The sequence below is a fragment of the Rhodoblastus acidophilus genome (assembly GCF_025961575.1).
In the GTDB taxonomy this organism is placed as follows: domain Bacteria; phylum Pseudomonadota; class Alphaproteobacteria; order Rhizobiales; family Beijerinckiaceae; genus Rhodoblastus; species Rhodoblastus acidophilus_C.
The window spans coordinates 52,553-73,705 of record NZ_JAOQNX010000021.1 but is presented as its reverse complement, the minus strand read 5'-3'; the positions used below and the strand labels follow the sequence as shown (position 1 = coordinate 73,705).

Here is a 21,153-nt window from a genome sequence, read left to right as displayed (position 1 = left end):
CTCACTTCTTGCTGACGGCGTCCTTGGCGTGGCCCGCCGCCTTCTGCGCCGTTCCCTTGGCTTCCTGGACGGCGCCCTTGGCGCGCAGCTCCTTGTCGTCGACGGCCTTGCCGACAGCTTGCTTGGCCTTGCCGGCGACCTGATTGGCGGCGCCGGAAATCTTGTCACTGGTTGAGGAGGACATGAAAAGCTCCGTTGCTGGACGCCCGCCTTGGCCTTCGCCTGACGGGACATCGTGCATGGGGGCGGCTTGGCGCCACCCCCTGCTCAAACGACGCTCAAGTCTTGATTTTGTTCCGCTATTTTCGTCGACCGCCCCGCAGGCAGGTAGGGGATGTATTTGCGGTCGCTGTCCTGAATATGATTGATGAGCCAGTCCTTCAAAAAATTCATCACGTCCAGGGACAGCGCGCCGCGGACCCCGTCCCGCACCTGCGCCTGGATCTCCAGGACACGTGTGGCCAGGCGCTCATGCTCGCGCTTGTGCTCGGCGCTGTGCGGATAACCGGCGTCGGAGAAAAGCGCCTCCTCATGGCGGAAGTGGCTTTCGGTATAGGCGACCAGGCCATCCAGCACGCGCCCCAGCACATCGTTCGCCTTGCCGGCCTGGATCGCGTCATAGAGTTCGTTGACCAGCCCGACGAGCTTTTTGTGCTCGTTGTCGATGCCGACGACGCCGAGGCTCATCTTCTCGTTCCAGGTCATCAGGGGCATGCGGTCCTCTTTCATGCCATCGCCGCGCCCGGCGAACTTCGGCGCGACCGCGCTCGTCGAATTCTCGGATAAAGCCGAATTCTCGGATAAAATGGCTGTGTCGCTCAGGCTCCAAGCCTGCGCCGCGAGGCTTGCGCCAAGCTTGCGTCTTTTACGCACGCGAGGGTTGCGGAATCCGTCGATTCAGGCGGCGGTGGCGGGGTCGCCCTTGGTCCGCGCGTTGAAGAACAGCGCCTGGCTGATCACCGCGCGCACCATGTCTTCGTTGAACGGCTTGGCGATCAGGAACGCCGGCTCGGAGCGCTCGCCGGTCAGCAGCAGTTCCGGATGCGCGGTGATGAAGACCACGGGAACATCGAAGGATTTCTGGATGTCGTTCACCGCTTCGACGCCGGAGCTGCCATCGGCGAGATGCACGTCGGCCAGCACCAGGCCCGGGCGCAAGCGGTTGGCGAGGTCCACCGCCTCGCGCCGCGTGCGGGCGATTCCCGCAAGCGTGTGGCCGAGACCCATGACGAGATGTTCGAGATCCAGCGCGATCAGCGGCTCGTCCTCGATGATCAGGACGTCCGCCGCAACCTGCGCGCCGATTTCGCGGCCCGCCGTCTCCAGGAGCTGTGAAAAGGCCGCGGGCGCGCATCCCAACACCCGCGCCGCCTGATCGGGCGAAAACCCCTCCACCGCGGTCAGCAGGAACGCCTGACGCGGAAGGGGCGTGAGCTTGTCCAGTCGCTCGTCCGAGGCGCCGCCGCGCGCGCGCGGTTCGCTGGCGTTGACCGGCAGCGCGTTCCAGATGCGGGTGAAGGCGCGGTAGGTCGCCATGCGGGAATCGCCCTGGGCGTCGAACAGGCCGGGGTCTTCGACCAGCGCCTCCAGCATCGCCACGACACAGGCGTCGCCGCCGCCCTGGCTCCCGCTCAGGGCCCGCGCGTAGCGCCTCAGATAAGGGAGCTGCGGGGCGATCATCGCGGCGAGAGTCATTGGGGGCTCCGATTCAGGTCCGCTTAACGACGCCCGAGCGCTTCCCCGGGTTCCCAAAGATTTTGGGGAACGCCGGGGCGTGTTGGGCGTTGAAACCGCGAGCGTGGCGCAAGACCGCGCCTCCCCACCTTTATTTGCGATGGATTGACATGACTGAGAAGGAAGAGGTCGTCGGAGCGCCGCTCGACAAGACTTTGCAGGCGCATCTCGGCAGGCAGCTGCGCCGGCTGTTCAATGAAACCGCCGCCGAACCCGTGCCGGATCGCTTCGTCGATCTGCTGGAGCGTCTGGACAACGAGTCGCCGCGTCCGCCGCATCCCCAGCAGGCGCGCGCTCAGGAGGCGCTCTGATGGCGGAAGCCCCGCGGCCCGACGCCGACTTCAAATCCGCGCTGCTTGCGGAAATTCCGCAATTGCGCTTTTTCGCCCTGTCGCTCTCCGGCCATCACGACCGCGCCGACGACCTCGTCCAGGAAACGCTGATCAAGGCCTGGGCGGCGCAACAGCGTTTTACGCCCGGCAGTTCGCTGCGGGCGTGGCTGTTCACCATCATGCGCAACACCTTCTACTCGAATTACCGGAAGGCGCGCCGCGAGGCCCCGGACCGCGATGGCGATTCCGCCGCGCGGCTGTTCGTCAATCCCGAACAGAACGGCCATCTCGATCTCGACGACCTGAAGACCGCCCTGGCGAAACTGCCCGAAGAGCAGCGCGTGGCGCTGCTTCTGGTCGGCGCCACCGGCCTGTCCTACGAGGAGGCCGCGCAGATCTGCGGCTGCGCGCTGGGCACGATCAAGAGCCGCGTCAATCGCGCGCGGCGCAAGCTGATGGCGCATCTCGCCATCGACTCGGTGGGCGAATTCGGCGCCGAGTTCCTGGCGATCAACGGATCGTCGGCGCCGGGCGAAGCGGCCTGAGTCCGGAACAAAGGCGTCCCGCTCACGTTGCCTGTCTTTGCCGAGACGGAGTTTGAACCATGGGCATCGACATCAAGGCGGAACGCGACGAATTGGCGACGACGATCAGCGACGCGGTGGTCGCGATCCGGGCCGCCCTGGCGGAGTTTTCCGAAACCGCCGCCGCGCGCCGCGACGAGGCGGCGGACGCGGTGAAGCAAGCCGGCGCGCGCGCCGCCGACCAGGCCGGACATGTGGCGGCCGAGGCGCGCGCCACCGCCGATCGCGGCGTCGAGACGATTTCGGACACGGTCGCAAAGAATCCGCTGGCGGCGCTCGCCATTGCGGCGGGCTTCGGCTTCATTCTGGCGCATCTGACCCGGAGCGACCGCTGAGCCACGCGTCCGGTCCTTCGCCGCGGTCACGGGCGTCGAGGCCGAAACGCAAGCTGACGCGGCACCCTGCGCCCTCGCGCGCATAGCCGATTTCGCCCTGAACGTTCTGGGCCAGCGATTTCAGGATTTTGGAGCCGAGCCCCGTGCCCTTAGCTTGCGCGCTCGGATCGAATCCCGCGCCATCGTCGGACACGGAGAGGACGGCGCCGTCGCCCTCCCGTTCCACGGCGATGCGGATCTCGCCCGACGCGCCCTCGGCATAGGCGTATTTATAGGCGTTGGTGACGAGTTCTCCCACCATCACCCCCAGCGACACCGCCTTGTCCGTGGTCACGGTGATCGGTTCGACCGCCGCCACCAGCCTGTGGCGGTCGCCAAGCTGCGTGCGCAGGTCGTCGACCAAGGATTCCAGATAATCCTTGAGCGCCACCAGACCGATGCGGTTGTGCATATAGAGTCTGCGATGCACGCCGCCGACCGCGGTGATGCGGGCCTGCGTCTCCTGCAGCGCCTGGATGGCGGCGGGATCGCTGAGCGCGCTGGTCTGCATCCGCACCATGGCGACGATCAGGCCGAGACTGTTGGCGATGCGGTGATTGACCTCGTGCAGCAGCATTTCGGCGCGATCGCGCGCCTCGCGCACCGCCTTCTGTTGCTCGTCGCGAATCCGCTTCAGCCGCCAGCGCTCATAGACATGTTCGATCGCCGCGGTCAGCAGTTCGAAAAACTCATCGCCGCCATCCTTCACCACATATTCGTCGGCGCCTGACTTGAGCGCGGTCACCGCGGTGCGCGCATTCATGTCGCCGGTGACATAGACGATGGGCGGGCGGGTTTCGCGGGGCCCGAGTCGCGCCATAATATCGAGACCGGTTTCGCCGACCAGCGTATGGTCCAGGGTGATGACATCGACGCCGCCGGCGGCGACCTGGGCGATGACCTCATCGCCGCTTTGCAGGACCGTGGTGTTGTGACCGCGCAATGAAAGGCGCTTGCGCACCAGCACGCCGAACCCTTCGTCGTCATCGACGAACAGGATGCGCAGATCGGAACGATATTCTGAACCAAAGGGCATGGTCAGTCTAGGGGTCCGCCTTCAATCGATTGGAACCTGGATCACCGACAGGAACAAGCCCAACTGCCGGATCGCGTTCGCGAAACTATCATAGTTCAGCGGTTTGACGATGTACACATTGGCGCCGAGATCATAGCACTTCTCCACCTCGTGTTTATCGTCCGTCGTGGTCAGCACGATCACCGGCGCCCGACGGGTGTTGTCGTTCGACTTGATCGCGGAGAGAAGGTCGGCGCCGGTCATGTCGGGCAGATTGAGATCGAGCAGGATCAGATAGGGACGCGGCAGCCTTGCGTTCAACAGATAGTCCAGCGCCTGCGACCCATTGCCGAACGTGACGATGTCGTTGGCGACCCCCGCGCGGCGGATGTTCTTTTCGATCAGTCGGGCATGTCCCTCGTCGTCCTCGATCATCACGATCGAAACGGCGCGGTTGCGGTCAGACATTTCTGTCCTCCCTTGGTTCATGGTTGAGAAAGGTCCTGAGGTCGTTAGGCAGCGTCACAGTGAAGATGCTGCCCGACCGGCCGTCGGAGCGCACGGCGATGTCGCCGCCCATGCGGCGCGCCAGCGTGCGCACATGCGCGAGGCCGATGCCGTCGCCGGGCCGGTCCTGGGCGCCCGCGCGGCGGAACAGTTCGAAGATGCGGCTTTGATCCTTCAGGTCGACGCCCCGGCCATTGTCCTCCACCTCGACGATCGTCTGCGCCGCCGTCTGCCGGCCGCGCAGCACGATGCGCCCGACGCGCGCGTCGGAGAGATATTTCGCCGCATTGTCGAGCAGGTTGGCGAACACCTGGGACAGCGCGTCGCGGTCGCCGACGAGGCTCGGCAGGCGGCCCTCGATCTCGACCTGCGCGCCGGCGCCGTTGAGACGGTGCGCCACGGTGGCGATACAGTCGCGCGCCAATTGATCGAGGTCGATGGCCTGGGGTTGCAGCGCGAGTCCGCCGAGCCGCGACAGTTTGAGAATGCCCGCGATCAGCGCATCCATGCGGCTGGTGGAGGAGCGAATGAACTTCAGCGCTTCGGGAATGTCGTCCCTCACGGCCGCCAGGGCCTTTTCGGCGAGCGCCTTTTCGGCGCCGGGTTCGTCGCACGCCGTCTCCACCAGCGGCTTCACGGTGGCGAAAGCCGTCTCCAGCTCCCGGGCGAAACCGATGATGTTCACCAGCGGCGCGCGCAGGTCGTGGCTGACGATATAGGCGTAACGCTGGATTTCCTCATTGGCGCGCTTGAGGTCGCGCGTGCGCGCGGCCACGCGATGTTCAAGCGCATCATTGGCGGCGGCGAGGTTCTGCTGCGCCGAAGCCAGAGCGCGGGAATGGCGGAACTGCTGCGCCACGGCCAAGGCCGCGAGCAGGAACACGGCGACGGAGCCGAGCACGTCGGCCACACTCATCTTGTCGGCGCTGTCCTGAAGCTCGACGATCCATTGCTTGCGCATCGTCGCGAGGCGATCCAGCTCGGCGTTTGTCCGTTCGCGGATGCGCGACATCAGCTCGCGTCCATGATTGGCGCGCACGATGTCGATCGCGGCGTCACGTTGGCCCGCCTGCGCCAGCGCGACAGTCTTCTCCAACTCATCATATTTCTTCGACACGATCTCGCGCAGGGCGTCGAGGCCTTGGGCGTCGATGTTCAATTGCCCGAGTTTTTGTACCGCGATCGCGAGATTCTCTTCGCCGCGGGCGCGCGCGGCGCGAAACGGATCGAGATAATTGGGATCGTTGACGAGCAAATAGCCGCGCTGGCTCGATTCCGCTTCCAGGACCTGGGTGTAGACGCCGGAGATCCTCACTTCGGCGACAGCGAGTCGGGCCACGTCCTTGGCGAGACTCTCGGTCTTTTCCGAAAACACATGCGCGCCATAGGCGAGCGCGAGCAGCACCGCGACGCCCGCGGCCGCCAGCGCTGCATTGAGGTTTGTCAGACTCGGCTCAGCCCGTTTCATGCCCCGCCAAACACCTGCATGACGAGCGAGACGAGGAAGAACACCAGGAAGACGCCGAAGATGATGCGCGCGACGCCCGCGGAGGCCGAGGCCAAACTGGTAAAGCCAAGCGCGCCGGCAACCAGCGCGACCACAAGAAAGACGAGCGTCCAATAGAGCATTTTCGCGCCTCCAAGCCGTTCAAAGGCAACGGCCTAGAGCGACGCATGGTTCCGCTTGCGCGCCGGTTCGCGCCAGACTTTTCGCGGCCTTTACGGGGAACGCGCGCCGACGGATGCGGTTACCTCAACTGAACGTTGCAACAAGCGAAGGACCTTTCATGGCCAATGTGGAAATCTTGGGCGCAAAGCCCCGCGTCGAATCCATCCAATCCGGAATCGACCCGGCCGCCCGCACAAAGATTGCGGAAAGCCTCGCGGAGATCCTGAGCGCCACTTACAGCCTGGTCGTCAAGACGCATGTCCATCACTGGAATGTGGTGGGGCCGCTGTTCCATTCCCTGCACGAAATGCTGGAGGAGCAATATGGCGAATTGTTCGAGGCCACCGACCTGTTCGCGGAGCGCATTCGCGCATTGGGTTTCCCGACGCCTGTGCCCGCCATTTCGGTGCAGCCCGCCGCGCGCGAAATGGGCGCGGAAGAGATTGTCGAGGACCTGATCGCGGACCACGAGGCCGCTGTGCGCGTCATGCGCCAGGCGGCGCTGAACGCGGAGGACCAGAAGGACGTGGTCACCCACGACATGCTGGTCGCGCGCATGGAATGGCACGAGAAAACCATCTGGATGCTGCGCGCCGTCATCACCAAGTGAGGAGGGGACAATGGGACGTGGACTTCTGCTTTGGCTGCTTGGCGTGCCGATCCCGATCATTCTGCTGATCGCGTTTCTCTACCGCTGACAGGCTGCACGTCTTGAAGGCGTCGCCGACGGCGGCGCCTTTTTCCATTTCGATTTCGTCTGCTCGTTTAATTGACGGATTCGGCCGGGCTGTCCGCGCCTTGAGCGCGCGCGGACGGCGTCGCTGTTAACCTTTTGTTAACTGTTTCGCACCTACAACCCGGAGGTGACGTACGTAATGATGACAACCTAACGTAATGAGGTCCTGCGTGACGACCACGAATATCATCGATCGCGCCATCGGGTCTCGCCTCCGCTCGGAAAGGCTCGCCCGTCAATTTGACGCGCCATCCTTTGCAGAAAGCGTCGGCGTGGCGCCGGAGCGGCTCGAAGCCTTCGAAACAGGGATCGAACGCATCGATGCGCGCACGATGGTGACCATTTGCAAGCGGTTGAATGTCAGCATTCGTCATTTCTTCGAGCTCTCCGGGCTGCTGGGCTCGAACAAATCCGACTATCCCCTCGCCGCCGAGTGAGTCTTCAGGCCGTCCCTTTTCCCGTAGTCTTCCGCCTTTTGAGCACGCACGCTCTTGAGCGCCTGCTCGATATGGCGGATGGCGCGGGTCAAGGCTGAACGGTCCGTCGCGCCCGTTGCAAGTTCCGCTTGCGCGAACAGCAGGTCGATCTCGATCAACTCGGAAAAGTGATTTTTGACGGCGAACATCGGCCCTCTCCGTGGATGATGTCCATGGTCGCCGCCTAAGCTTTCGCCAAGCTTGTCCGCAAGAACCAAAAAAGCGCGCCCCGAGGGGCGCGCTTTCTGCATGACCGGGCTTCAGCTCAGGCTGCGCCGCGCTGTTGCATGGAGAACACGCGGGTCTGCAGGTCCAGGATCGCCGTGGCGAAGCTGGTCGCATTGTCGGCGAATTCGCCCCAGATCGAGGCGGCGCTCGGCGCGCGCGCGACGAGCTTGCCCGAGACGTCGTCGGTCTCGAAGCGCAGATCGGCCGAGAACTTCCGCGCCAAGCCCTGCATGGCCACATTGCCCGACAGGCAGGTCATGTAGAGCGCGTCGGCGCGGCGGTTTCGGGCGGCGCGCACGATGCGCGACATCAGTTCGGTGCCGACGCCGCGACGGCGCCATTCCTTTTCCACTGAGAACGCCGCTTCCACGGAGCCGCCGATGATGTTGTTGCCGACCGATCGCAACTCACCCGCGCCCCGCAGCACGCCGTCCACGTAATAGCCATAGATCACGTCGTCGATGCCGAAGCAGCGTTCTGCGTAGCGGATAAGAAAATCGTCGTTGACCGCCATTGCATAGCGGTCGTACCGGCTCTTGGCGTCCAGACGCAGCAGATGGTCACGGAACGCCGGCAGGTCGGCCGGCCAAAGTCTGCGAACAACGCCTCCATGGATCATAGCCTGTTCCATGTGGTCTTCCTATTCCTCTGCGCGGCCGCTAGGCCGCTGTGGATCAATGCCCCCCTCGCAGAGCGTTTCCCCTGTTATGCTTATTATGGTGCAGCGCAGCAAAAAGTTCAAGGGTCAACATTGAGCAGGTGACCGAAGTCATGGTTTTACCTAGATTTGACCATGATTCCTGTCTACCAAGCCAACCTTGCCCGGAGTTGGCCTTACTTGCCCTTACACTTTCTATTGCGCTGCAGCACGCTTGACGCATCGGCCTGCGGCGCCATTTTTCCGATCGGCATCAAGCCAGTAATTCAACCAGTGCGGGAATCAACGGCTCATCTGCTGGAGGCATCGAATAGTCCCGCAGCCTGGGCGGCGCAACCCATTTCAGCCTTTGACCTTCGCGTGCGGCAATATGTCCTTCCCATCGACGACAGATATAAAGTGGCATCAAAAGATGAAAATCTGGATAACCATGGCTGGCGAAAGTAAGTGGCGCAAGGCAAGCCTCTTTTACAGAGATGCCGAGCTCCTCGCGTAATTCGCGGATCAGCGCCTGTTCCGGGCGCTCGCCCGGATCGATCTTGCCGCCCGGAAACTCCCAGAGACCGGCGAGCGTCTTGCCCTCCGGCCTCTGCGCGATCAGGACGCGGTTGTCGGCGTCGACCAGGGCGACGGCGACGACAAGCAGCAGCTTCATGGCATGTCCTTGGAAAGCGCGCCTATGACCGGTAATCGCCGTTGATGGCGACATAGTCCTTGGTGAGATCGCAGGTCCACACTTTCGCCGAACCCTTGCCGATGTCGAGGTCGGCGCGGATGACGATCACGTCCTGCTTCATCACGTCGGAAACGGCGGCCTCGTCATAATCGGGGTCGCGCAAGCCGTTATGCGCCACGCGGATTCCGTTGAACCAGATCGACAAGCGATCGCGTTCGGCCTTCTCGCCGGCCTTGCCGACCGCCATGACCACGCGGCCCCAATTGGCGTCCTCGCCGGCCACCGCCGTCTTCACCAGCGGCGAATTGGCGATGGAGAAGGCGACGCGTTTCGCCGCCTTGTCGCTGTCGGCGCCGGTGACCTGCACCTCGATGAAGTGCCGCGCGCCTTCGCCGTCGCGCGCAACCTGCTGGGCGAGATCGACCAGCAGCGCGTCGAGCTTTTCGGCGAAATCGGCGAGGTGTTCGTCGCGCGCCTTGCGGATTTTCTTCTGGCCGCGCGCTTCCGCCGCGCCGGTGGCGAACAGCATCAACGTGTCGGAGGTCGAGGTGTCGCTGTCCACGGTCACCGCGTTGAACGAGGTTTTGACCCCCTTGGACAGCAGCTTCTGCAGCGCGTCGGAGGAAATGGCCGCGTCGGTGAAGACATAGGAGAGCATGGTCGCCATATCGGGCGCGATCATGCCGGCGCCTTTGGCGATGCCGTTCAGCGTGACTTCGACGTCGCCGATCATGGCCTTCGCGGTGGCGACTTTCGGAAAGGTGTCGGTGGTCATGATGGCGCGGGCGGCGTCCAGCCAGGCGTCGGCGCGCGCGTCGGCGGCGAGCCGATCGAGCACGCCCTCGAATTTCGACGCGTCCAGCGGTTCGCCGATCACGCCGGTCGAGGCGAGGAAAATCTCGCTCTCGTCGGCGCCGATCGCCTTGGCCGCCAGTTTCGCCGTCAATTCCGTCGCATCCTTGCCGACCTTGCCGGTGAAAGCATTGGCGTTGCCGGAATTGACCACGAGCGCGCGGGCCTTGCCGCCCTTGAGCATGTCGCGGCACCAATCCACCGGCGCCGACGGGCATTTGGAGGTGGTGAAGACGCCGGCGACGGAAGCCGGCTTGTCGAACACGGCGAGCACCACGTCGGTGCGCCCCTGGTAGCGGATGCCGGCGGCGCCGGCGGCGAGGCGCACGCCGTCGATCGGCGGCAATTCGGCAAAGATCGTGGGCGCAAGGGGGGAAAGCGGGGCGGGCGCGGCCATCGTAAATCCTCGGGCTGTTCGCGCCGCCTCTCAAGGACAAGGCGGCGCAAATTCGTCCTCGTTTGCGTCGCCTGAGCGGCGCCGTCAAGCAGGAACCTGCGCGACGGCGTTTTGCGCGCTTGCATGACAATAGGATGACCGCGCATCCGCGAAGATGCTCAACAAAAAGCCCCACCGAAGCGGGGCTGTTTGCTCAACAAGACGCCCCGCCGAAGCGGGGCTTTCGGGGCGAAATCACTTTTTCGCCGGTTCGTCCGTGCGGGTGATCTTGGCGCCGTCGCGCAGCTTCATGATGGCTTCGCTCTGCACCTTCTGTTGCACGAAATGCTCGACCTGCGGCTTGACTTCGGCAAAGGTGGGGAACGGCTTCTGGCGCTTGTCCAAGACCTTGATCACATGCCAGCCGAACTGGGTCTTGACCGGATCGGAGACGTCGCCGGGCTTGGTCTTGAAGGCGACCTCGGCGAATTCCGGCACCATGCGGTCTTTGGTGAACCAGCCGAGATCGCCGCCCTTCGAACCCGGGTCCTTGGACAATTCGTCGGCGAGTTTGCCAAAATCCTCGCCCTTCTTCAGCCGCTCCTCGACCTTTTTCGCCTCGTCCTCGGTGGGCACGAGGATGTGCAGGGCGTGGATTTCCTCTTCGGGCTTCTGCGCTTTGGCGGCGTCGTCATAGACCTGCTTTTCCGCCGCTTCGGTCACGCCTTCCTTGGTCACCTTGGCCAGATAGGTCTCCATCAGCAATTTTTGACGGAAATAAGCAAGTTTTTTGGCGAATTCCGGGGTCTGGTCGAGCTTGTCGGCCACGGCCTTCTGGTTCACCAGCGTGACGTCGATCAGATAATCCAACAGCGCCTTCTGGCGGGCCGCCTCGTCCATCTGCTTGGGCAGGGAGCTGCCGACATCCTCGGCCGCCGTGGCAAGATCTGCGTCGGTGATCTCGACGCCGTTCACCGTGGCCAATACCTTTGCGGCGGCGGGGTTCAGCGCGAGCGCGCACAGCGGAAGGGCGAAAGCGGCGCGGCGCAGGCCGGCGACGAAGGGAAAAGCCATAGGGTGCAAACTCCAAGAGTGAATGGCGCGGACGTTGTGCCTGAAATCGCGCGCCGTCACAAGTTCTGTGAGGTCAGCGAGCGATTGCGCGGGACCTTGCTATGGTCTAGACGAAGGGGATGGAGTGCGACATGGCCGAGAAAAAGATAGACTGGACCAACGCCCGAACCCTGATCGCCCTGGCGATCCTCGTCGGCACCGAACTCGTCGGCGCCTCCTGGGCCGCCGGATGGGCGCTCAGCGGCCTGTTCCAGCTCGGCGCGACCGTCGGCCGCGTGATGGAGGTGGTCTTCATCGTGATCGGCTTCATCGGTCTTTATTATTTCATGCGCCAAGCTGTCGAGCACGAACCGTTCCGCCGCTGATCCTTCAAGGCCTCCCATGACATCTCCCTTCGATCGCAGGACGTTCTGCAAGAACTTTGCTTTGTCCGCCGCCGCCGGCCTCGCGGGTCTGGGAGGCGGCGCCGCGATCGCCGCCGCGCCCGGGCTGAAACTCGGCCCGGAAAAGCCGTTCACCTTCGAGGCGCTCCAGGCGCAGGCCAAGAAAATGGCCGGCGAGGCCTATGTCGGCCCGGAAACGCCCGCGCCGGACGTGCTGCAAAAGATCGACTACGAGGCCTGGGGCAAGATTCGTTTCAACAACGACTACGCCCTCAACGCCACGGGGCCGAACCGGTTTCCGGTGACGTTTTTCCATCTCGGCCGCTTCTTCAAGAAGGCGGTGGCGATCCATGTCGTCGAGAACGGCAAGGCGCGCGAGATCATCTACGACCAGTCCTATTTCGACATGCCCGCCGATTCCCCCGCGCGCCAACTGCCGAAGGGCGTTGGCTTCGCCGGCTTCCGCTTCCAGGAGCCGAAGGACGGGAGCAAATACGACTGGCATACCAATGACTGGGTGGCCTTTCTCGGCGCCTCCTATTTCCGCGCCATCGGCGCCCTGCACCAATACGGCCTTTCCGCGCGCGGCGTGGCTCTCGACACGGCGGTCGCCGACCGCAACGAGGAATTCCCGGATTTCACCAAAATCTGGATCGGGCCGCAGCAGGGCGATTCCGTCACCGTCTACGCTTTGCTCGAAGGCCCCAAAATCGTCGGCGCGGTCAAATTCATCATGACGCGCAGCGAAGGCGTGGTGATGGACATCGACCAGTCCTTCTGCCTGCGCGGCAATGTGGTGCGTTTCGGCGTCGCGCCGCTCACCTCGATGTACTGGTTCTCCGAAACCGCGAAGCCGACCGCCATTGACTGGCGCCCGGAGGTGCACGATTCCGACGGCCTCGCCATGTGGACGGGCTGGGGCGGCCGGCTCTGGCGCCCGCTCAACAATCCGCCGCACATCATGGCCTCGGCCTTTTCCGACATGAACCCCAAGGGGTTCGGCCTGCTGCAACGCGACCGCGTGTTCGACCATTACATCGACGGCGTGAATTACGAAAAACGCCCAAGCCTGTGGGTCGAGCCCAAGGGCGAGTGGGGCAAGGGGGCGATCCATCTGGTGGAGCTGTCCACCGATGACGAGATTCACGACAATATCGTCGCCATGTGGGTTCCGGACGCTCCGGCGGTCGCCGGCTCCGAATTCCATTTCTCCTACCGGCTGCACTGGCAGGCGGACGAACCCTTCTTCCCCGCCAATCTCGCTCGCGTTGTGGCGACGCGGCTTGGCCGAGGCGGCCAGCCCGGCCAGCCGCGCCCGCCGGGCGTGCGCAAATTTTTGGTCGAATTTTTGGGCGGGCCGCTGGTCGATCTGCCCAAGGGGACCATGCCGGAGCTCGAGGTCCAGGCCTCGCGCGGAACCTTTGGCGAGTACCGCCTGATGGAGGCGGTGCCCGACGACGTGCCCGGCCATTGGCGCGTGCAGTTCGATCTCGCCAATGTCGAGGGCAACGACCCCGTGGAACTGCGCGCCTATCTGAAACTCGGCGACCGCGTGCTGTCGGAAACCTGGATGTTCCAGTATCATCCGCTGCAACCGGGAACGTAAGGGAGACTTCCTTCTCCCCTTGCGGGAGAAGGTGGCGCGTCAGCGCCGGATGAGGGGGCGCCTCCGTGTGACGAACCCCTCATCCGTCTCGCGGCTTCGCCGCGAGCCACCTTCTCCCGCAAGGGGAGAAGGGGACAAGCGGCATGGCATCGGACTCTCACGGACACGCGCACGCGCATTCCCACAACCACGCCCCCGCCCCGCGCGAGGCCAGCTTCTCGCTGCTTCGCCTGTCCGCCCTGCAGCGCATCGGCCTCACGCTGATCGTCGTAACCCTGCTGTGGGGAGGCGTGTTTTGGGCGCTGTCCTGACTCCCCCGGCGATAACAATTCGCGATCTCACCCTCGGCTACGACCGCCATCCCGCCGTGCATCACCTCGACGGGACCATCCCGCCCGGCGCGCTGCTCGCCATCTGCGGCCCCAATGGCGCCGGCAAGTCCACGCTCATCAAGGCGCTGGTCGGCGTGGTCAAGCCGATGGGTGGCGCGATTGAATTCGGCGGCGGCCGCGAAAAGAAAAAAATCGCCTATCTGCCGCAAGCCGCGCAGATCGATCTCAGCTTTCCCATCGACGTCTTCGACATGGCCGCCATGGGTCTGTGGCGCGGCATCGGCATGTTCGGCGGCCTCAGCAAGGCGGACTCCCAAAAGGTGCGTCAGGCTTTGGCGGCGGTGGGCCTCACCGGTTTTGAACGACGCCAGATCGGTGCGCTGTCGGGCGGCCAAACCCAGCGCCTGCTGTTTGCGCGCCTGATGCTCCAGGACGCCCCGGTCATCCTGCTCGACGAACCTTTTTCGGCGATCGACGAGCGCACCGTGAGCGACCTGCTCGCCCTGATCGGGCGCTGGCGCGACGAGGGTCGCACCATCATCGCCGTTCTCCACGATTTTGATATGGTGCGCCGGAGTTTTCCCGACACCCTGCTGCTGGCGCGCGAAAAAATCTTTTGGGGCGCCACCGAGCAGGCGCTGTCGCCGGAAAATCTTTCGCGGGCGCGCAAAATGATCGAGGCGTTCGACGATCAGGCGAGCGCCTGCGCCCGGGCCGGTTGATTTTCAGCGCGAAGACACCCGATCCGGCATGTCGATCGCCACCCAGACATTCGGGTCCTCGCGCGACTGGCGCTTGACAAAACGATAGCCGGTCGCGGTCCAGGGGCGGATGTCGTCGCTGAGATTGTCGAGAACGAAATCGCCGCGGTCGGTGGCGACCGTTAGGATGGCGTGACCCTGCCCCTCCAGGTCCCGGACAATGGTCATCAGCAGCGCCTGACGGGGAAAGCCCGCGTCGATGAGCTGCTTGCGCTTGGCGAGCGCAAAAATCTTGCAGTCACCCTTGCCGTCGGTCGGATAATCCCAGTGGTCGAGGATCGTGCCCCAATGGTCGAGGTTCGACACCGGCTCGATCGAGGCATTGACCTGCCGGTTGACGCGATCCAGCGCCTTCCACGACGCATCCGTCAGTTTGACATCGCGCGCGGGAAGCGCCGGCTGCTCGCATTCGCTCGGCCGCCGGCCGCAGAAATCCACCCAGCCATAGGGAATGGAGGTCTCGCCCAGCGTCTTCGCGGCGCTCGCATGCGGCAGAGCACTCGCCGCCTGCGCGGCCGGGACGCCCGCGATCAGCAGCACTGTGGCGATGACAAGACGTAACGACATGTTCGGCTCCGGCGCCGGCTGTGGTTTTCGACGCCAGAGTGATGAAGAGGGCCTTGCCGCCCGCGGAAAAAATTCGGTTGGATTTTACGCAACGCCCCACCCCTCCGAGACAGGGTGAATAGCGCGTCAAGAACCTCCAAGAACCTCAATGCCGCCCGGTTTGACGGCTATGGTCGCGCATTGGGATACAGGGAGACCATGGCATGCGGAATTGGCGTCGATTCTGGAGCGCCGCCACCGTGGCGATGGGCCTGGGCGTTGCGCCCGCCCTCGCCGACAGCGGCGCCATTCGCCTCACCATCGTCAAGGGCGGCTGGTTCCTCGGCGCGCATGGCGGATCGGGCGTCCTGGTTTTCCACGGCCGGCGTTACCCGCTCTCGGTCGGCGGCGTCGACGCCGGCCTGGTGTTCGGCCTGTCCAAGACCGATTTTCATGGTCGGGTCACCCACATCCGCACGCCTTCGGATGTCGCGGGCGTCTATGGCGCCGGCGGCGCCGGAGCTGCCCTGGTCGTCGGCGCGCGGGTGATCGCGCTCACCAACGAAAAGGGCGCCGTGCTGGAATTGCAGGGCCGCCAGATCGGCCTGATCGCCAATCTCGACCTGAGCGGTCTCGTCATTTCGCTGCGCTGACCGAAACTAACCCTCTGTTAACCGCCATATTTCCGTCGAACGCGGGGCTTAGACCCCCGCGCCCAGGCAGTCAAAACAGAGAGCCACATGCGCAAAATTCTCGTTTCCGTCGCCTTTGCCGCTTGGGCGGGTCAGGCCTGCGCGGCCGATCTTCCCTCGGCCAAGGCGCCGCCGCCGCCGCCCGTTTTCACGGCCGTCCCGGTCGCGTTCAGCTGGACCGGCTTTTACGCGGGCATTGAGGGCGGCGCCAGTTTCATGAACGCCCGCGGCGACTTGAACGCCAATGGCGTCCCGGCGTCCTATGGCAAGAACGCGACCGCCGGGATGCTCGGCGGCATGGTCGGCTACAACCAGCAGCTCGGGTCGGTGGTCCTCGGCGTCGAAGCCAATGGCGACGCCATTCTCGGCGGCAAGCACACGACCACGGCCACGGACGCGCTCGGCAACCCCTATGCCGTCAGCGCCACGCACAGCTATGACGCCGATCTGCGCGGCCGCCTCGGCTTCGCCATCGACCGCGCCCTGCTGTTCGCCGCGGGCGGCGTCGCCTTCGGCAATGTCAATATGGGCTATGCCGGGCCGGCCCTGCCCGGCGGCGCAACCTTCAATTCCGACCGCGTCGGCTGGACGGTCGGCGGCGGCATGGAATACGCCTTCACCAACACCATCATCGGACGCGCGGAATACCGCTACACCGATCTCGGCTCGGCCACGCATTTCAATGCGGCGACGGGCGTGTCCGACAAGACCCGCTTCGACTCGAACGCGGCCCTGCTCGGCCTCATGTACAAATTCGGCGCCCCGTCGCACTAAAAAATTCGCTCCATGGCGCTATACTGGCGCCATGGAGCCTCGCCAAACCGCCCCCGCCGTCGCCCGCAACCGCGACGCCATCCTCGCCGTGCTGCGCGGCATTCTTCCGCAAACAGGCCTCGTGCTGGAAATCGCCAGCGGCACGGGCGAGCACGCCGTCCATTTCGCAAAAAATTTCCCCGACCTCACCTTCCAGCCCTCGGACCCGGACCCCTTCGCGCGCAAAAACATCGCGGCGTGGATCGCGGCCGAAAACCTGAAAAATGTCGCGCCGCCGCTCGCCCTCGACGCCTCCGCCCCGGACTGGCCGATCGCGCGCGCCGACGCGCTGCTGTGCATCAACATGGTCCACATCTCGCCCTGGGCGGCGACGCTCGGCCTGTTCGCCCAAGCCCGAAGACTCCTGCCGGCCGGCGCCCCGCTCTATCTCTATGGCGCCTACAAGCGCGGCGGCGCCCACACCGCGCCAAGCAATGTCGCCTTCGACAATTGGCTGCGCGCGCAAAACCCGGAATTCGGCGTCCGCGACCTCGAAGCTTTGGTGGAGACAGCCGCGCAACACGGCTTCGGCCCGCCCGAGATCATCGAAATGCCGGCCAACAATTTGAGCCTGATCTTCCGGGCCCCTTGCCAAGCGGCGCAAAACCCCGTTTGAACGTTTTCGCGCAGATCCGGACTCCCTCATGACCACTTCCCTGACCCAGCACGTCTCCCCCATCGACGCGAAAGCCGAAGTCGTCGGCGCCTTCTTCCTCGGCCGCCTGCCGGTCCTCGTGCTGGCCAATGGCGAGGTCGTGCTCGCCGAAATCGGCGCGGAAACGCGCCTGAAAATCCACGAGGACGGCGCGATCCTCACCGCCGCCAGCGACGGCAAGCGGGTTTACACCGGCGGCGACGACGGCAAGGTTTTTTCAATCGACGCCGCCGGAAAAATCGAGGCGATCGCCCAGGAAAAGGGCTGGATCGACGCCCTCGCCGCCCGCGAAAGCGACGGCGCGCTCGCCTGGTCCTCGGGCAAGACGGTGCGCGCCCGCGACGCCAAGGGCGAGATCAAGACGCTCACGGCGCCCTCTTCGGTGCGCGGCCTCGCCTGGTTTCCAAAAGGCTATCGCCTCGCCATCGCCCATTACGGCGGCGCCTCGCTGTGGTTCCCCAATGTCCAGGGCCAGCCGGAGCCGCTGAACTGGAAGGGCTCGCATCTCGACGTCACCGTCACCCCCGATGCGCGCTTCGTCGTCACCTCCATGCAGGAAAACGCCCTGCACGGCTGGCGCCTCGCCGACAAGAACGACATGCGCATGACCGGCTATCCCGCCAAGACCCGCAGCTTCGCCTGGTCGCACGACGGCCAGTGGCTGGCGACCTCGGGCGCCGACGGCTGCATCGTCTGGCCCTTCGCGGGAAAAGACGGCCCGATGGGCAAGGCCCCGCGCGAATGCGGCGTACGCTCCAACGTGCTGGTCAGCGCCGTGGCCTTCCATCCGGGCGCGCTGGTGGTCGCCATGGGCTATGACGACGGCATGATTCTTCTGGTTCGGCTGACCGACGCCGCCGAAATTCTGGTGCGCGACACGGCGGACGGCGGCGCCATTTCGGCGCTGGCCTTCGATTCCAAGGGCGCCCGCCTCGCTTTTGGCGCGCGCGGCGGCGCGGCGGGGGTCCTGGATTTTCCGAAAGGATAAAATCGCTGCCGTTTGCCGCAAAGTCCGGTAATATGGCCAAACTCCTTCTGCGACAGACCTGAGCGTGACCGACATTTCCCCCGAGACGCCCGCCGGCGAGGCCGCCGCCGCGCAAGACGCCCCCGCGACCGCCGAGGGCCGCGAAATCGAACTGAAATTCACCCTGAGCGCCGCGGGCTTCGCCGCCGCGCTGAACGCGCCGCTGCTGCGCCGCGACGGCGACAAGGCCGCGCCGAAAAAACTGGTCTCGGTCTATTACGACACGCCCGACTGGGACCTGCTGCGCCAGAAGACGGCGCTGCGCGTGCGCCGCTCCGGCCGCAGCCCGGCGGTGATGACGCTCAAATGGCGCCCCGAGGCCGAGAGCATTTTTTCCCGCGGCGAGATCGAGCACCGGGTGCGCAGCCTCGACCCCGACATCACCCTGTTCGAGGGCGAGCCCGGCGACGCCCTGCGCGCCCTGGTCGGCGACAAGCCGCTGGTCGCCAAATACGAAACCCGCATCGCCCGCACCACAAGGCTGCTGACCGCCGGCGCCGCGACCATCGAGGCCGCCTTCGACGAGGGCGAGATCGTCGCCGGCGAAAAAACCACAAGATTGCGCGAGCTCGAACTCGAACTGAAAAGCGGCCCGGAGACCGATTTCTACGCCTTCGCCAGCACGCTCGCGAGCGCCCTGCCCCTGCGCCTCGACGCGGTCAGCAAGGCCGAGCGCGCCAGCCATCTGGCGCTCGGCAGCGCGCCCACCCCGGTCAAGGCGAAGATCGCCGCGCTGTCGGGCGAGCTCAACCTCGACGCCGCCATCGCCCAGGTCATCCTCACCACCCGCGACCATTTCCTCAGCAATTGGGCGAGCCTGCGCGAGAGCGACGATCCCGAATCCATCCACCAGATGCGCGTGGCGCTGCGCCGGCTGCGCGCCGCGCTCGCCATGTTCAAGCGCGCCGTCCCCTGCCCCGAGCTGGAAGCTTTTCGCGCGCGCGCCAAAGTGCTGGCGACGGCGTTCGGCGCCGCGCGCGATTGCGACGTGCTGCGCGATCTCGTCGAAGCCGGCCCGAAGCCGCATTTCCCCGAACACGCCTTCGACCCGCTGCTCGCCGTGCTGGAGCGGCGGCGGGCCGACGCCTACACCCAGGCGCGCCTGCTGATCGAAAGCGCGGAGCCCACCCTGTTCGCGCTCGATCTCGGCGGTTTCGTCGCCCGGCGCGGCTGGCGCAACGCGCTCACCGCCGAGGGCCTGAGCGGCCTGACCGGCCCGGTCGGCGCCTTCGCCGCGGAGGCGCTGGAGCGGCTGCACAAGCGCGCGCTCAAAAAAGGCCGCAAGCTGACCAGCCTGCCGGACGAACAGCGCCACGAATGCCGCATCGCGCTCAAGAATCTGCGCTACGGCGCGGAGTTTTTCGCCGGCGCCTTCGACGAGGACGCAGCCTCGGATTTCGTCCGCGCCACGGCGCATGCGCAAAACATTTTGGGCGCGCACAACGACGTCGCCACCGCCGAACATTTTTTGAGCGAACCCCACGACGAAAAGGCGACGCGCGCGGCGGGCGTCGTGCTCGGCTGGCACGCCCGCGAAGCCCTCACCGCCGACGAACATCTTTCGAAGGCCTGGAAGGGGTTCAAGGCCGCCAAACCGTTCTGGACCTAGCCCAGGCGATGTGGTGACGCCACGAGCGCACGCCCTCGCCCCGCTCGCGCACGGCTGTCCGGGGAGAAGTCGGTTCTACAGATGCGCGAATGTCCGCATGACGATGCAACTTCATGTCGTCATGGCCGGGCGTCGTCCCGGCCATCCACGCGGCGCCGCAATGCGAGCTATTGGAGATTTCTCCAGCAGTTTTGGGGCCCCGCCCACCGCCCCCGGCAATGTTGCGCAAAAAAGTGAAAACGACGCCGACACAAGATTTTGTTCACTATATGTTCCACGTGAAACGCCCCCTCGCAACACATTGTTTCACAACCATAATTTTGGCGCCAAAACCCCGCCCCGCGCCGCCCCGGCCGGCAGACCATAGATGTCGTACGCAACCCAAGAGTTGCACACGCAAGAATCGCGCGATTTTTCGCAGAAAATGACGTGAAATTCACAGCAAATGCGAGGATTCGACAAAGTTTCGAAGCCATCGCCACAACCCAGACTTGCAAAAACAGCTCGCCCCCCAAAAAGACGATCACCAGTCCGCGGCGCGGCGGGGCAGCGTCTCCGCCAAAAACTCGATCCAGGCGCGGGTCTTGGCGGCCGGGCGCCGGTCGGGATGGGTGAGCGCATGGACCGCGCCGACCGGCATGGGCGGCTGGTCGAGCGTCAGTTCGACCAGCGCCCCCTCCGCCAGCGCCTGCGCCGCGATATAGCGAGGCCCGAACACCACCCCCTGCCCCGCCAGCGCGGCGCGCAACAACGCCTCGCCATTGTTGGCGCGCAACCATCCGCGCACGGGCGCCTTGATCGCGCCATCCTCGCCAAAGCTCCAGGTCGACGTGCCCGCCTGCTCGGTAAACGTGTAGCCAAGGCAATCATGCGCGATCAAATCCGACAGCAGCCGCGGCCTTCCCCGCCGCGCCAGATAGGCGGGCGAGGCGCAGATCACGGTGCGCATCGGCGCGAGTTTGCGCGCAACCAAACTGCTGTCGGCGAGACGACCGATGCGGATCGCCATGTCCCAACGCTCTTCGAGCAGGTCGACGAAACGGTCGCTGAAGCCGAATTCCAGGGTCACGCCGGGATAAAGCTCATGGAACAGCGGCGCGAGCGGCGCGATGTGCAGAAGGCCGAAGGTCGCGGGCGCGCTGACGCGCAACACGCCTTCGAGGGCGAGCGCGCGCGACGAGGCCTCGGCTTCCGCCTCGCCGATCTCGCCGAGAATGCGCTCGGCTTTGTCCAGATAGGCGGCGCCGGCCTCCGTCAGCGACAGTTTTCGCGTGGTGCGGCGCACCAGCGTCGTGCCCAGCCGCGCTTCCAAGCCGTCGAGATGCTTGGCCGCCATCGCCGGCGACATGCGCAAGTCCCGCGCCGCCGCGGAAAGGCCGCCAAGCCGCATGGCGCGCACAAACACCTCCATGCCGGTCAAGCGATCCGCCATTTCATC

Annotated in this window: 28 protein-coding genes; 14 read left to right on the top strand and 14 right to left on the bottom strand. The window is 65.0% G+C overall.

Features of this window, described 5'->3' with window-relative positions:
• Position 1: 1 nt before the first annotated feature.
• From M2320_RS15430 to M2320_RS15420, 3 genes are all read right to left on the bottom strand, one after another.
• Complete coding sequence (locus M2320_RS15430) at positions 2-184, bottom strand: CsbD family protein (RefSeq protein WP_184427074.1); 183 nt, start codon at positions 182-184, stop codon at positions 2-4.
• 83 nt (positions 185-267) lie between these two features.
• Complete coding sequence (locus M2320_RS15425) at positions 268-714, bottom strand: bacteriohemerythrin (RefSeq protein WP_264598023.1); 447 nt, start codon at positions 712-714, stop codon at positions 268-270.
• Positions 715-897: 183 nt separating this feature from the next.
• Positions 898-1,695 carry a response regulator gene (locus M2320_RS15420; protein ID WP_264598022.1) on the bottom strand — a complete coding sequence of 266 codons (798 nt, stop codon included), beginning with the start codon at positions 1,693-1,695 and terminating at the stop codon, positions 898-900.
• A gap of 149 nt (positions 1,696-1,844) precedes the next feature.
• On the opposite strand from M2320_RS15420, the gene M2320_RS15415 reads away from it, so the two are divergent.
• Genes M2320_RS15415 through M2320_RS15405 form a run of 3 tightly spaced genes read left to right on the top strand, consistent with a single transcriptional unit; the run spans position 1,845 to position 2,985 of the window.
• Entirely contained in the window at positions 1,845-2,045 is a 201-nt protein-coding gene (locus M2320_RS15415) for a NepR family anti-sigma factor (RefSeq protein WP_264598021.1), read from the top strand.
• Positions 2,045-2,611: a sigma-70 family RNA polymerase sigma factor gene (locus tag M2320_RS15410; RefSeq protein WP_184427071.1), complete on the top strand. Its 567-nt coding sequence runs from the start codon at positions 2,045-2,047 to the stop codon at positions 2,609-2,611. Before M2320_RS15415 ends, M2320_RS15410 begins: the two co-directional genes overlap by 1 nt.
• A 59-nt stretch (positions 2,612-2,670) precedes the next feature.
• The gene (locus M2320_RS15405) at positions 2,671-2,985 is read left to right on the top strand and encodes a hypothetical protein (protein WP_264598020.1); all 315 of its coding nucleotides are present in this window, start codon (positions 2,671-2,673) and stop codon (positions 2,983-2,985) included.
• Here the strand turns inward: M2320_RS15405 and M2320_RS15400 are convergent.
• The 4 genes from M2320_RS15400 to M2320_RS15385 are packed head-to-tail and all read right to left on the bottom strand — an operon-like array spanning position 2,951 to position 6,175.
• Positions 2,951-4,060, bottom strand: coding sequence for a sensor histidine kinase (locus M2320_RS15400; protein ID WP_264598019.1), 1,110 nt, complete (start codon positions 4,058-4,060; stop codon positions 2,951-2,953). The genes M2320_RS15405 and M2320_RS15400 overlap by 35 nt on opposite strands.
• A gap of 21 nt (positions 4,061-4,081) precedes the next feature.
• Positions 4,082-4,507 carry a response regulator gene (locus M2320_RS15395; protein WP_264598018.1) on the bottom strand — a complete coding sequence of 142 codons (426 nt, stop codon included), beginning with the start codon at positions 4,505-4,507 and terminating at the stop codon, positions 4,082-4,084.
• Entirely contained in the window at positions 4,500-6,014 is a 1,515-nt protein-coding gene (locus M2320_RS15390) for a sensor histidine kinase (RefSeq protein WP_264598017.1), read from the bottom strand. Before M2320_RS15390 ends, M2320_RS15395 begins: the two co-directional genes overlap by 8 nt.
• The gene (locus M2320_RS15385; RefSeq protein ID WP_264598016.1) at positions 6,011-6,175 is read right to left on the bottom strand and encodes a DUF1328 domain-containing protein; all 165 of its coding nucleotides are present in this window, start codon (positions 6,173-6,175) and stop codon (positions 6,011-6,013) included. Before M2320_RS15385 ends, M2320_RS15390 begins: the two co-directional genes overlap by 4 nt.
• A gap of 158 nt (positions 6,176-6,333) precedes the next feature.
• On the opposite strand from M2320_RS15385, the gene M2320_RS15380 reads away from it, so the two are divergent.
• Complete coding sequence (locus M2320_RS15380; RefSeq protein WP_184427065.1) at positions 6,334-6,825, top strand: Dps family protein; 492 nt, start codon at positions 6,334-6,336, stop codon at positions 6,823-6,825.
• 296 nt (positions 6,826-7,121) lie between these two features.
• Positions 7,122-7,388 (top strand): helix-turn-helix domain-containing protein, encoded by a 267-nt coding sequence (locus M2320_RS15375; RefSeq protein ID WP_264598015.1) that lies wholly within the window; start codon positions 7,122-7,124, stop codon positions 7,386-7,388.
• Here M2320_RS15375 and M2320_RS15370 read toward each other — a convergent pair.
• The 5 genes from M2320_RS15370 to M2320_RS15350 form a co-directional block, all read right to left on the bottom strand.
• Positions 7,367-7,576, bottom strand: coding sequence for a hypothetical protein (locus M2320_RS15370; protein WP_264598014.1), 210 nt, complete (start codon positions 7,574-7,576; stop codon positions 7,367-7,369). The two genes, M2320_RS15375 and M2320_RS15370, sit on opposite strands and share 22 nt — an antisense overlap.
• Positions 7,577-7,692: 116 nt before the next feature.
• A complete protein-coding gene (locus M2320_RS15365) occupies positions 7,693-8,286 on the bottom strand; it encodes a GNAT family N-acetyltransferase (protein WP_184427062.1) in 594 nt (197 codons plus the stop codon).
• Positions 8,287-8,566: 280 nt separating this feature from the next.
• Positions 8,567-8,968 carry an 8-oxo-dGTP diphosphatase MutT gene (mutT, locus tag M2320_RS15360; protein WP_184427061.1) on the bottom strand — a complete coding sequence of 134 codons (402 nt, stop codon included), beginning with the start codon at positions 8,966-8,968 and terminating at the stop codon, positions 8,567-8,569.
• Between the two features lie 22 nt (positions 8,969-8,990).
• Positions 8,991-10,238, bottom strand: coding sequence for a bifunctional glutamate N-acetyltransferase/amino-acid acetyltransferase ArgJ (gene argJ / locus M2320_RS15355; protein WP_264598013.1), 1,248 nt, complete (start codon positions 10,236-10,238; stop codon positions 8,991-8,993).
• 234 nt (positions 10,239-10,472) lie between these two features.
• Complete coding sequence (locus M2320_RS15350; RefSeq protein ID WP_184427059.1) at positions 10,473-11,291, bottom strand: peptidylprolyl isomerase; 819 nt, start codon at positions 11,289-11,291, stop codon at positions 10,473-10,475.
• A 131-nt stretch (positions 11,292-11,422) separates the two neighbouring features.
• Between M2320_RS15350 and M2320_RS15345 the strand changes: the two genes are divergently transcribed.
• The 4 genes from M2320_RS15345 to M2320_RS15330 all read left to right on the top strand — a co-directional run bounded on the left by M2320_RS15345 (position 11,423) and on the right by M2320_RS15330 (position 14,334).
• A complete protein-coding gene (locus M2320_RS15345) occupies positions 11,423-11,656 on the top strand; it encodes a hypothetical protein (RefSeq protein WP_184427058.1) in 234 nt (77 codons plus the stop codon).
• 16 nt (positions 11,657-11,672) lie between these two features.
• The gene (locus M2320_RS15340; protein ID WP_264598012.1) at positions 11,673-13,280 is read left to right on the top strand and encodes a glucan biosynthesis protein; all 1,608 of its coding nucleotides are present in this window, start codon (positions 11,673-11,675) and stop codon (positions 13,278-13,280) included.
• 143 nt (positions 13,281-13,423) lie between these two features.
• Positions 13,424-13,591, top strand: a complete 168-nt coding sequence (locus M2320_RS15335) for a hypothetical protein (RefSeq protein ID WP_264598011.1) — start codon at positions 13,424-13,426, stop codon at positions 13,589-13,591.
• The gene (locus M2320_RS15330; RefSeq protein WP_264598010.1) at positions 13,576-14,334 is read left to right on the top strand and encodes a metal ABC transporter ATP-binding protein; all 759 of its coding nucleotides are present in this window, start codon (positions 13,576-13,578) and stop codon (positions 14,332-14,334) included. The genes M2320_RS15335 and M2320_RS15330 overlap by 16 nt, the downstream gene beginning before the upstream one ends.
• Positions 14,335-14,337: 3 nt before the next feature.
• Here M2320_RS15330 and M2320_RS15325 read toward each other — a convergent pair whose 3' ends face one another.
• Complete coding sequence (locus M2320_RS15325) at positions 14,338-14,940, bottom strand: transglutaminase-like cysteine peptidase (protein ID WP_264598009.1); 603 nt, start codon at positions 14,938-14,940, stop codon at positions 14,338-14,340.
• Positions 14,941-15,143: 203 nt separating this feature from the next.
• On the opposite strand from M2320_RS15325, the gene M2320_RS15320 reads away from it, so the two are divergent.
• From M2320_RS15320 to M2320_RS15300, 5 genes are all read left to right on the top strand, one after another.
• Positions 15,144-15,572: a hypothetical protein gene (locus M2320_RS15320; RefSeq protein ID WP_264598008.1), complete on the top strand. Its 429-nt coding sequence runs from the start codon at positions 15,144-15,146 to the stop codon at positions 15,570-15,572.
• An 87-nt stretch (positions 15,573-15,659) separates the two neighbouring features.
• On the top strand, positions 15,660-16,385 hold the full coding sequence (locus M2320_RS15315) for an outer membrane protein (protein WP_264598007.1): 726 nt from the start codon (positions 15,660-15,662) through the stop codon (positions 16,383-16,385).
• A 31-nt stretch (positions 16,386-16,416) separates the two neighbouring features.
• Positions 16,417-17,040, top strand: a complete 624-nt coding sequence (locus M2320_RS15310; protein WP_264598006.1) for a class I SAM-dependent methyltransferase — start codon at positions 16,417-16,419, stop codon at positions 17,038-17,040.
• A 28-nt stretch (positions 17,041-17,068) separates the two neighbouring features.
• Positions 17,069-18,067, top strand: coding sequence for a WD40 repeat domain-containing protein (locus tag M2320_RS15305; RefSeq protein WP_264598005.1), 999 nt, complete (start codon positions 17,069-17,071; stop codon positions 18,065-18,067).
• A gap of 64 nt (positions 18,068-18,131) precedes the next feature.
• On the top strand, positions 18,132-19,715 hold the full coding sequence (locus tag M2320_RS15300) for a CYTH and CHAD domain-containing protein (RefSeq protein ID WP_264598004.1): 1,584 nt from the start codon (positions 18,132-18,134) through the stop codon (positions 19,713-19,715).
• Between the two features lie 523 nt (positions 19,716-20,238).
• Here M2320_RS15300 and M2320_RS15295 read toward each other — a convergent pair.
• On the bottom strand, positions 20,239-21,147 hold the full coding sequence (locus M2320_RS15295; protein ID WP_264598003.1) for a LysR family transcriptional regulator: 909 nt from the start codon (positions 21,145-21,147) through the stop codon (positions 20,239-20,241).
• Positions 21,148-21,153: the final 6 nt, after the last annotated feature.

Bases quoted from the DNA above. Each gene is read 5' to 3' on its own strand.
- M2320_RS15390 (WP_264598017.1), bottom strand. From the start codon at position 6,014: ATGAAACGGGCTGAGCCGAGTCTGACAAACCTCAATGCAGCGCTGGCG.
- M2320_RS15385 (WP_264598016.1), bottom strand. From the start codon at position 6,175: ATGCTCTATTGGACGCTCGTCTTTCTTGTGGTCGCGCTGGTTGCCGGC.
- argJ (WP_264598013.1), bottom strand. From the start codon at position 10,238: ATGGCCGCGCCCGCCCCGCTTTCCCCCCTTGCGCCCACGATCTTTGCC.
- M2320_RS15415 (WP_264598021.1), top strand. From the start codon at position 1,845: ATGACTGAGAAGGAAGAGGTCGTCGGAGCGCCGCTCGACAAGACTTTG.
- M2320_RS15320 (WP_264598008.1), top strand. From the start codon at position 15,144: ATGCGGAATTGGCGTCGATTCTGGAGCGCCGCCACCGTGGCGATGGGC.
- M2320_RS15295 (WP_264598003.1), bottom strand. From the start codon at position 21,147: ATGGCGGATCGCTTGACCGGCATGGAGGTGTTTGTGCGCGCCATGCGG.
- M2320_RS15325 (WP_264598009.1), bottom strand. From the start codon at position 14,940: ATGTCGTTACGTCTTGTCATCGCCACAGTGCTGCTGATCGCGGGCGTC.
- M2320_RS15380 (WP_184427065.1), top strand. From the start codon at position 6,334: ATGGCCAATGTGGAAATCTTGGGCGCAAAGCCCCGCGTCGAATCCATC.
- M2320_RS15365 (WP_184427062.1), bottom strand. From the start codon at position 8,286: ATGGAACAGGCTATGATCCATGGAGGCGTTGTTCGCAGACTTTGGCCG.
- M2320_RS15405 (WP_264598020.1), top strand. From the start codon at position 2,671: ATGGGCATCGACATCAAGGCGGAACGCGACGAATTGGCGACGACGATC.
- M2320_RS15410 (WP_184427071.1), top strand. From the start codon at position 2,045: ATGGCGGAAGCCCCGCGGCCCGACGCCGACTTCAAATCCGCGCTGCTT.
- M2320_RS15345 (WP_184427058.1), top strand. From the start codon at position 11,423: ATGGCCGAGAAAAAGATAGACTGGACCAACGCCCGAACCCTGATCGCC.
- M2320_RS15315 (WP_264598007.1), top strand. From the start codon at position 15,660: ATGCGCAAAATTCTCGTTTCCGTCGCCTTTGCCGCTTGGGCGGGTCAG.
- M2320_RS15430 (WP_184427074.1), bottom strand. From the start codon at position 184: ATGTCCTCCTCAACCAGTGACAAGATTTCCGGCGCCGCCAATCAGGTC.
- M2320_RS15335 (WP_264598011.1), top strand. From the start codon at position 13,424: ATGGCATCGGACTCTCACGGACACGCGCACGCGCATTCCCACAACCAC.
- M2320_RS15350 (WP_184427059.1), bottom strand. From the start codon at position 11,291: ATGGCTTTTCCCTTCGTCGCCGGCCTGCGCCGCGCCGCTTTCGCCCTT.
- M2320_RS15305 (WP_264598005.1), top strand. From the start codon at position 17,069: ATGACCACTTCCCTGACCCAGCACGTCTCCCCCATCGACGCGAAAGCC.
- M2320_RS15310 (WP_264598006.1), top strand. From the start codon at position 16,417: ATGGAGCCTCGCCAAACCGCCCCCGCCGTCGCCCGCAACCGCGACGCC.
- M2320_RS15370 (WP_264598014.1), bottom strand. From the start codon at position 7,576: ATGTTCGCCGTCAAAAATCACTTTTCCGAGTTGATCGAGATCGACCTG.
- M2320_RS15340 (WP_264598012.1), top strand. From the start codon at position 11,673: ATGACATCTCCCTTCGATCGCAGGACGTTCTGCAAGAACTTTGCTTTG.
- mutT (WP_184427061.1), bottom strand. From the start codon at position 8,968: ATGAAGCTGCTGCTTGTCGTCGCCGTCGCCCTGGTCGACGCCGACAAC.
- M2320_RS15425 (WP_264598023.1), bottom strand. From the start codon at position 714: ATGCCCCTGATGACCTGGAACGAGAAGATGAGCCTCGGCGTCGTCGGC.
- M2320_RS15395 (WP_264598018.1), bottom strand. From the start codon at position 4,507: ATGTCTGACCGCAACCGCGCCGTTTCGATCGTGATGATCGAGGACGAC.
- M2320_RS15400 (WP_264598019.1), bottom strand. From the start codon at position 4,060: ATGCCCTTTGGTTCAGAATATCGTTCCGATCTGCGCATCCTGTTCGTC.
- M2320_RS15420 (WP_264598022.1), bottom strand. From the start codon at position 1,695: ATGACTCTCGCCGCGATGATCGCCCCGCAGCTCCCTTATCTGAGGCGC.